Genomic DNA, 8564 nt, shown 5'->3' with positions numbered 1-8564 from the left:
ATAGCCAACCAAACACCCCCGAAAGAGCAATCCAGCTGGCCACTGGCATTGACCTAAGCACGCTGTTGAGTTCTCAAACTTCCGACACACACCACACAAACCGCCCAATTCCTTGAAGCGATCCCCGGCGGGGCACTCGATCTACTTTAGGGAGTCGATTTCACCGAAGTCAAATCCGGTGTTTCCCACTCCCTCGAACCTCACGCTGACGCCACTCCCGAGGGAGTTGCATCATTGGTTTGGGTTCGGCTCCCGGGACTTGATCGGTGAGGCTTGGCCCCTCCGTCCGCTCCCCGAGCGCTTGGTAAACATTACACGTCATGGTCGCGGAAACAAAATCGAGGTGACGCCCTCTCCATCGCCCGCTGTCAGACGCGGTTTCAGCCGCGGAGGACCTCCACAGCCCCCACGGTCTTCTTCCCACGGCGCACGATGGCCCACCGGCCGGCCAGCAGATCGGAGTCGGTGAGGACGGCGTCCGGATCGATCACCTTCTGGTTGTTCAGGTAGGCGCCGCCCTCCTCGATCGCGCGGCGAGCGGCTGACTTGCTGGGCACCACGCCGGACGCCGTCAGAGCGTCCACCACCGACGGGAGCCCCTGGCCCACCTCGACGCGGGCCGCCCCCAGCTCGCGCGAGACAGCGGCCAGGGTGCGTTCGTCGAGCTCGCCCAGCTCCGAGCGGCCGAAGAGTGCGGCTGCAGCGGCCTTCGCCGAGCGGCGCTCGGGCTCGCCGTGCACGAGGTCGGTGATGTCGTCGGCGAGCGCGCGCTGGGCGATGCGGAGGTACGGCTTGTCCTCCTGCTGGGCGGCAATGTCCTCGATCTCCTCGCGGGAGCGCTCGCTGAACACCTTGAGGTACGCCACGACCATGGCATCCTCGGCGTTCAGGAAGTACTGGTGGAAGGCGTACGGCGAGGTCATCTCCGGGTCGAGCCACACGGTGCCCGACTCGGTCTTGCCGAACTTGGTGCCGTCCGCCTTGGTCAGCAGGGGCGTCGCCAGCGCGTGCACGCGCGCGCCGTCGGAGCGGCGGATGAGGTCGACTCCGGCAGTGAGGTTGCCCCACTGGTCCGAGCCGCCTGTCTGCATGGTGACCCCGTGGGTGCGGTACAGCTCCCGGAAGTCGAGCGACTGCAGCAGCACGTAGCTGAACTCGGTGTAGCTGATGCCCGTGTCCAGGCGGCTCTTGACGACCTCACGGTCGAGCATGCGGTTGACGGAGAAGTGCTTGCCCACGTCGCGCAGGAAGTCGAGGGTGGACAGTCGCGCCGTCCAGTCGAGGTTGTTGACCAGCGTGCCGGCGTTCGGGCCCTCGAGGTCGATCAGTCGACCGACCTGGGCGCGGATGCGCTCCACCCAGCCGGCCACGACGTCGACGTCGTTCATGACCCGCTCGCCGGCCTGCTTGGGGTCGCCGATCAGGCCGGTGGAACCACCCACCAGGAACATAGGGCGGTGGCCGGCCTTCTGCAGGGCGCGGTGCACCATCACCTGGACGAGGTTGCCCATGTGGATGGAGGGGGCGGTCGGGTCGAAGCCCACGTACGCCGTGATCGGACCCTCGTCGAGGTGGGCGCCCAGGGCGTCCAGGTCGGTCGAGTGGGCGATCAGCCCACGCCAGGAGAGTTCATCGATCACTGCGTTCACGAGGAACCACCCTAGACGAGATCCGGCAGTGGGCCTCGACAGGCTCAGCCACCCGGAGCTCAGTCGGCCGTGGGCGGTTCCGCGTGCCAACCGAGGTCGGCCACAGTCTCCGGTTGGTCGGGCTGCGGCTCCACCGGGGCGAGCCAGTCGTTGATCGCCTGGACCGCGTCGGCGACCTCGTTGAGTTGCTCCCCCACCCTGGCCGCGGCAGTGCCGCCGCGTCCGTCACGGGCGTTGATGGAGCCCTCCACCGTGAGCACCGAGAGCACCTCGGAAGTGAGTCGCTCGTCGATGGCGGGCAGGTCGGACGCCGTGAGTCCGGTCAGCTCGATGCCCCGCTCCTCGCAGTACCGGACGGCCGCGCCGGCCACGTGGTGCGCCTGCGCGAACGGGACGCGCTGGCGGACGAGCCAGTCGGCCACATCGGTGGCCAGCGAGAAGCCCTCGGGTGCGCGGGCCGCCATCCGCTCGGGCTGGAACCGCAGCGTGCCGATCATCCCGGCCATCGCGGGCAGCAGCACGCGCAGTTGGTCGAGCCCGTCGAAGATGGGCTCCTTGTCCTCCTGCAGGTCCCGGTTGTAGGCGAGCGGGAGGCCCTTCAGCGTCGTGAGGAGCCCGGCGAGGTTGCCGACGAGGCGTCCGGCCTTGCCGCGGGCCAACTCTGCCACGTCGGGGTTCTTCTTCTGCGGCATGATGCTCGACCCCGTCGACCAGGCGTCATCCAGCGTCGCGAAGCCGAACTCGACGGTCGACCAGAGGATGACTTCCTCGGAGATCCGGGACAGGTCGACGCCGATCATCGCCAGGACGAAGGCGGCCTCGGCGACCAGGTCGCGGGCGGCGGTGCCGTCGATCGAGTTGGGCACCGAGCCGGAGAAGCCCAGCTCGGCGGCCACGAACTCGGGGTCGAGGCCCAGCGACGTACCGGCCAGCGCGGCCGACCCGTAGGGCGAGACGGCCAGGCGCCGGTCGAGGTCGCGGATGCGCTCGACGTCGCGCAGCAGCGGCCAGGCGTGCGCCAGGAGGTGGTGGGACAGCAGCACAGGCTGTGCCGACTGCAGGTGCGTGCGCCCGGGCATCGGGACGCCGAGGTGCTCCCGCGCCTGGTCGTGCAGCGCGACGACGACCTCCTGCACGCCGGCGGCGACGACGCGCAGCTCGTCGCGCAGGTACAGGCGGATGAGCGTGGCGATCTGGTCGTTGCGCGAGCGGCCTGCGCGCAAGCGTCCGCCCAGCTCGGGGCCGACGCGCTCCATCAGGCCGCGCTCGAGGGCCCCGTGCACGTCCTCGTCGGAGGGGGCTGCGACGAACGCGCCCGAGGTGACGTCGGAGTCCAGCCGGTCGATGGCGGCGACCATGGCGGCCAGCTCGTCGTCGGTGAGCAAACCGGCCCTGTTCAGGGCGCGGGCGTGCGCCCGCGAGCCCGCGAGGTCGTAGGGGGCCAGCCGCCAGTCGAACTGGGTCGACTTGCTCAGCGCGAACATCGCCTCGGCGGGGCCGCCGGAGAACCGTCCGCCCCACAGCCTGCCCTCGGCCTCGCTCATGCCGCGCCTTCCTTGTCGTCCGCGCCCAGGGCGAGGAGGTGTTCGGCCAGCGCGGCTCCCCCGTCGGGGGCCCGGCTGACGATGAGGATCGAATCGTCCCCGGCGATGGTACCGAGCACGGCGTCCAGGCCGGCCTTGTCGATGGCCGAGGCCAGGAACTGCGCCGCGCCCGGCGGCGTCTTCACCACCACCAGGTTGGCGGACGCCTCGGCCGACAGCAGCAGCTCGGACGCGAGTCGGACCAGCTTCGCCTGGGCGCGGCCCAGGTCGGCGGCCTCGATGTCGCGGATCGCGTAGGTCAGTTCGCCGGCGGCCGAGCGCAGCCGGACGGCCCCGACGTCGACCAGGTCCCGGCTCAGCGTGCCCTGCGTGACGGCGAACCCCTCGCCGGCAAGAAGATCGGCCAGCTCGGTCTGGGAGCGGATGGTCGTGCGGGTGAGCAGTTCGACGATGCGCCCCTGCCGGGCCGCCTTCGACGAGCCGACGGCGCGGTCGGTCACGACGCCGACACCAGCCCGGGTAGCGCGTCCAGGAAGCCCTGCAGGTCGCTGCGCGTGATGATGAGCGGCGGGGCGAGGCGGATGACGTCGGGCCGCGGCGCGTTGACGAGGAAGCCCGCCTCCAGCGCGGCCGACCCGAAGGCCTTCGCGTTGGGCTGGTTGAGGACGATCCCGCGCAGCAAGCCTCGGCCCCGCACGTGGCTGACCTCGGGCAGCCCCAGTGCCTCGATGGCCCCGGCGAGCCAGTCCCCGGTGGCGCGGGCGTGCTCCACGAGCCCCTCGTCCTCGATGATCTCGAGCACAGTCAGCGCCGCGCGCGAGGCGAGCGGGTTGCCGCCGAAGGTCGAGCCGTGGTGGCCCGTCTGCAGCAGCGCGGCGGCGTCCCCGGTCGCGACGCAGGCGCCGATGGGGAACCCGCCACCCAGGCCCTTGGCCAGGGTCACGACGTCGCCGACCACCCCCTCGGCCCGACTGGCCAGCCAGTCGCCGCAGCGTCCGATGCCGGTCTGGACCTCATCCAGCCACAGCAGCGCGCCGTGCTCGTCACACAGGGCGCGGACGCCCGCGAGCCACCCGGCGGGCGGCTCGACGGCTCCGCTCTCGCCCTGGATGGGCTCGACGACCACGGCGGCCACGTCGGCGCCCATCGCGGCGGCGAGCGCGTCGAGGTCGCCGAACGGCACCCAGGTGACGTTGTCGGGCAGCGGCGCGAACGGCTCCCGGTAGGCGGCGGTCGCGGTGACCGACAGGGCCCCCATCGTCCGGCCGTGGAAGCAACCCTCCATCGCGACCAGGCGCGGGCGTCCGGTCAGGCGGGTGACCTTGAGGGCGGCCTCGTTGGCCTCGGTGCCCGAGTTGGTCAAGAACGTCCGCGCCACCCGGCCCGACTCCCCCGCGACGAGGGCGTCCAGCTTCTCGGCCAGCGCCACCTGCGGCTCGGAGGCGAACAGGTTGGAGATGTGCATGAGGGTGCCCGCCTGCTCGGCGATGGCGGAGACCAGCCGCGGGTGGGCGTGGCCCAAGGAGTTGACCGCGATGCCGGCGAGGAGGTCGAGGTAGCGGACGCCGTCGGCGTCCCACACCCACGGGCCCTCGCCGCGCACGAGCACGCGCGGGGGCACCCCGAAGGTCTGCATGAGGGCGCCCTCGTAGCGCGCCAGGACGTCCCCGTTGCTCATGCCACCACCATCGTGCCGACGCCCTCGTCGGTGAAGATCTCCAGCAGGATCGAGTGCGGCTTGCGGCCGTCCACGATCGTGGCGAGCGGGACACCGTCCTCGACGGCGGCCAGGCAGGCTTCCATCTTGGGGATCATGCCGCTGGCCAGGCTCGGCAGCAGGGCGCGCAGCTCGGTCGTGGTGATGGCGGCGATGATCTGGTCCTTGTTGGGCCAGTCGGCGTACAGGCCTTCGACGTCGGTGAGCATGATGAGACGGTCCGCGCCCAGCGCGGCGGCCAGGGCGGCGGCGGCCGTGTCGGCGTTGAGGTTGTGGACCGCACCGGAGCCGTCCGGGGAGACCGAGGCGACCACGGGGATGCGGCCGGCCTCGATGAGGTCGGAGATGGCGTCGGTGTTGACCGAGGCGACCTCGCCGACGAGGCCGAGGTCGACCTCCTCGCCGTCCACGACGGTGCCGCGGCGGCGCGCGGTGAACAAGCCCCCGTCCTCGCCGGACATGCCGACCGCGAGCGGGCCGTGCGCGTTCAGCAGGCCGACGAGCTCCCGCCCGACCTGGCCCACGAGCACCATGCGGACGACCTCCATGGCTTCGGGCGTGGTGACGCGCAGGCCGCCCTTGAACTCGCTGGCGATGCCGAGGCGGTCCAGCATCTGGTTGATCTGGGGGCCGCCGCCGTGCACGACGACAGGTTTGATGCCGCAGCGGCGCAGGAACACGATGTCCTCGACGAAGGCCTTCTTGAGCTCGTCGCTGACCATGGCGTTGCCGCCGTACTTGACCACCATCGTGGCGCCGGCGTACTTCGTCAGCCAAGGCAGGGCCTCGACCAGCGTGCCGGCCTTGGCGTACACCTCGTCCTGCACCTGCGCGGTGCGTGTGGTGAAGGTCATGAGCTGTACTCCGCGTTCTCCTTGACGTAGTCGTACGTCAGGTCGTTCGTCCAGACGGTGGCGGACGCCGGGCCCGCGGCCAGGTCGATCTCGACCCGCACCTCGCGCGGCGTGAGGTCCACCAGTGAGCGGTCCTCCCCCAGGGCGCCGGTGTCGAACACCGTGACACCGTTGAACGACACGCTCACCTGGTCGGGGTCGAACGTCGCCTTGGAGGTGCCCGCCGAGGCCAGCACGCGCCCCCAGTTGGGGTCGTTGCCGAAGATGGCGGTCTTGAAGAGGTTCGACCGGGTGACGCAGCGTGCCACGTCGAGGGCCTCGTCCTCGGTCACGGCGTTCACCACCGTGACCGCGATGTCGTGGCTCGCCCCCTCCGCATCAGCGAGCAGTTGGCGGGCCAGGGAGGCACACACCCCGGTGAGCGCGTGCGTGAACTCCTCGAGGTCGGGCGCTACGCCCGAGGCCCCGTTCGACAGGAGCAGGACGGTGTCGTTGGTCGACATGCAGCCGTCGGAGTCCGTGCGGTCGAACGTCAGGCGTGTCGCAGCGCGCAGGGCGGTGTCCGCCTCGGCGGGGGTGAGATCGGCGTCGGTGGTGATGACGACGAGCATGGTGGCCAGGGCGGGGGCGAGCATGCCGGCGCCCTTGGCCATGCCGCCCACGGTCCAGCCTGATTCGCTCGTGGTGCTCGCCTGCTTGCTCACGGTGTCGGTGGTCATGATCGCCACCGCGGCGTCCGCGCCTCCCTCGGACGACAAGGCCGCGGCCGCCTCGGCGATGCCGCCGCGCACGGCGTCCATGGGGAGGCGGACGCCGATGAGGCCGGTCGAGCAGACCGCGATCTGCTGGGCGGTCGTCCCCAACGCGGACGCCGTGGTCTCGGCCATCGCACGCGCGTCGGCCAGACCGTCGGCTCCGGTGCAGGCGTTCGCCCCGCCCGAGTTCAGGACGACGGCGTCGAGGCTGCCGTCGGCCAGGGCATCGATCGACCAGACGACCGGCGCGGCCTGGAAGCGGTTCGACGTGAAGACACCGGACGCGACCTTCCTGGGGCCGTCGTTGCGCACCAGCGCGAGGTCGTGGTTGCCGGACGCCTTGATGCCGGCCCGGACGCCGGCGGCGGTGAAGCCCTGTGCTGCGGTGACGCTCACGGCGCGACTCCCAACGTGGTCAGGCCGAGGGTCTCGGACAGCCCCAGGGCGAGATTCATGGACTGGACGGCTCCGCCGGCGGTGCCCTTGGTGAGGTTGTCGAGGGCCGCGACGGCGACGAGACGGTTCGCGGCGGCGTCCACGGCGACCTGCACGTGGACGTGGTTGGAGCCCACCACCGACTGCGTCTGGGGCCACAGGCCCTCGGGCAGCAGGTGGACGAACGGCTCGTCGGCCCAGGCCGCCGCGTAAGCGGCGCGGACGGCCTCGGCCGTCGTCGGACCCGCGAGCGGCGCGGTCACCGTGGCGAGGATGCCGCGCGACATCGGCACGAGCACCGGCGTGAACGACACAGTCGGCGCGGACGCCCCGAGCTTGCGGAAGTTCTGCAGCATCTCCGGCACGTGCCGGTGGACGCCGCCCACGCCGTAGGCGGACGCCGACCCCATCAGCTCACTGCCCAGCAGGTGCGCCTTGAGGGACTTGCCGGCGCCGGACGGGCCGGTCGGCGCCACGACGACGACGTCGTCGCCGTCCACCAGACCGGCCTGCAGCGCCGGGGCCAGCGCCAGGGTGACCGTGGTCGGGAAGCAGCCGGGAACGGCGATCCGCTTCGTGCCCGCCAGCACGTCGCGCTGTCCGGGCAGCTCGGGCAGGCCGTAGGGCCACGTGCCGGCGTGCTCGGTGCCGTAGAACCGCTGCCACTCCTCGGCCGACTCGAGCCGGAAGTCCGCGCCCGCGTCGATGACGAGCACGTCGTCACCCAACTGCGCGGCCACCTCCGCGGACGCACCGTGCGGGAGCGCGAGGAAGACGACGTCGTGGCCGGCGAGGTTCTCTGCCGTCGTGTCCAGAACGACGCGGTCGTGCAGGGGCGTGAGGTGCTGCTGGTGCTCTCCCAGTCGGCTCCCGGCCGATGACTTCGCCGTGAGCGCACCGACTTCGATGTCGTCGCGCCCGAGCAGGAGCCGCAGGATCTCTCCCCCGGCGTATCCCGTGCAGCCCGCGACCGCAATCCTTGTCATCATGCGCATGAGTATGCCGCGTTCGGAATAACTATGCCACTTTGGCTCAGGGAGCGGACGCCACGCGAGCCTCTACCCCGTCCAGCAGCAGGCGGACGCCGAGGGCGAAGGTTGCCGCATCGTCGGGCGCGGCGGACGGGTCGGCCGGGTGGAACCGCTCCCAGTCGAGGCGTGCCTGCTCCTCGGCGGCGTGGCCCAGCACGAAGTGCACGAGGGCGGACGCCGCGCCGCGGGCGGCGTCCGGGTCGAGCCCGGCGGTCGCGAGCAGGGTGGCCGGATGGCGCGTCGTGTCATGACGCGAGAGCCGGAACCCACGCGCGGTCGACACGAGCTCGGCGGAGTCACGGTGTCGCAGGAGCACCGCGCGCAGGCTGTCCGCCCACGCCTCGACGGCGTCGCGCCACAGGCCGATCGGCTCCTCGACGTCGGCCAGGATCTGGTCTGCCAGGCCGGCCAGCAGCGTCTGCTTGTCGGGGACGTGATGGTAGAGCGCGCCCGGTTGGACGCCGAGGGCGCCGGCCACGCGGCGCATGCTCAGGCCCTCCAGCCCGTCGGCGTCCAGGAGGCCGAGGGCGGCGTCCAGCACGGCGGGAAGGGAGAGGGCCATGGGGGCAGACTAGCGAG

Annotated in this window: 8 protein-coding genes; all 8 read right to left on the bottom strand. The window is 71.5% G+C overall.

The genetic code is table 11. The features are described 5' to 3' along the window. Positions 1–380: 380 nt before the first annotated feature. Genes tyrS through ET989_RS09530 form a run of 8 tightly spaced genes read right to left on the bottom strand, consistent with a single transcriptional unit; the run spans position 381 to position 8547 of the window. Positions 381–1649: a tyrosine--tRNA ligase gene (gene tyrS / locus ET989_RS09565; RefSeq protein ID WP_131168308.1), complete on the bottom strand. Its 1269-nt coding sequence runs from the start codon at positions 1647–1649 to the stop codon at positions 381–383. A gap of 59 nt (positions 1650–1708) precedes the next feature. Next, a complete protein-coding gene (gene argH / locus ET989_RS09560) occupies positions 1709–3193 on the bottom strand; it encodes an argininosuccinate lyase (RefSeq protein WP_131168307.1) in 1485 nt (494 codons plus the stop codon). Next, positions 3190–3693 carry an arginine repressor gene (argR, locus tag ET989_RS09555; RefSeq protein ID WP_131168306.1) on the bottom strand — a complete coding sequence of 168 codons (504 nt, stop codon included), beginning with the start codon at positions 3691–3693 and terminating at the stop codon, positions 3190–3192. Before argR ends, argH begins: the two co-directional genes overlap by 4 nt. After that, entirely contained in the window at positions 3690–4871 is a 1182-nt protein-coding gene (locus tag ET989_RS09550) for an acetylornithine transaminase (protein WP_131168305.1), read from the bottom strand. The genes argR and ET989_RS09550 overlap by 4 nt, the downstream gene beginning before the upstream one ends. Next, positions 4868–5764 (bottom strand): acetylglutamate kinase, encoded by an 897-nt coding sequence (gene argB / locus ET989_RS09545; RefSeq protein WP_131168304.1) that lies wholly within the window; start codon positions 5762–5764, stop codon positions 4868–4870. The genes ET989_RS09550 and argB overlap by 4 nt, the downstream gene beginning before the upstream one ends. Beyond that, the gene (gene argJ, locus ET989_RS09540) at positions 5761–6915 is read right to left on the bottom strand and encodes a bifunctional glutamate N-acetyltransferase/amino-acid acetyltransferase ArgJ (RefSeq protein WP_131168303.1); all 1155 of its coding nucleotides are present in this window, start codon (positions 6913–6915) and stop codon (positions 5761–5763) included. The genes argB and argJ overlap by 4 nt, the downstream gene beginning before the upstream one ends. Then, complete coding sequence (gene argC, locus ET989_RS09535; protein WP_131168302.1) at positions 6912–7943, bottom strand: N-acetyl-gamma-glutamyl-phosphate reductase; 1032 nt, start codon at positions 7941–7943, stop codon at positions 6912–6914. The genes argJ and argC overlap by 4 nt, the downstream gene beginning before the upstream one ends. Before the next feature lie 43 nt (positions 7944–7986). Continuing rightward, the gene (locus ET989_RS09530) at positions 7987–8547 is read right to left on the bottom strand and encodes a TetR/AcrR family transcriptional regulator C-terminal domain-containing protein (protein WP_131168301.1); all 561 of its coding nucleotides are present in this window, start codon (positions 8545–8547) and stop codon (positions 7987–7989) included. Between the last annotated feature and the right edge of the window lie 17 nt (positions 8548–8564).

This window comes from Propioniciclava sinopodophylli (assembly GCF_004324755.1).
Classification (GTDB): Bacteria; Actinomycetota; Actinomycetes; order Propionibacteriales; family Propionibacteriaceae; genus Propioniciclava; species Propioniciclava sinopodophylli.
This window is presented reverse-complemented; position numbering and strand designations above follow the sequence as displayed.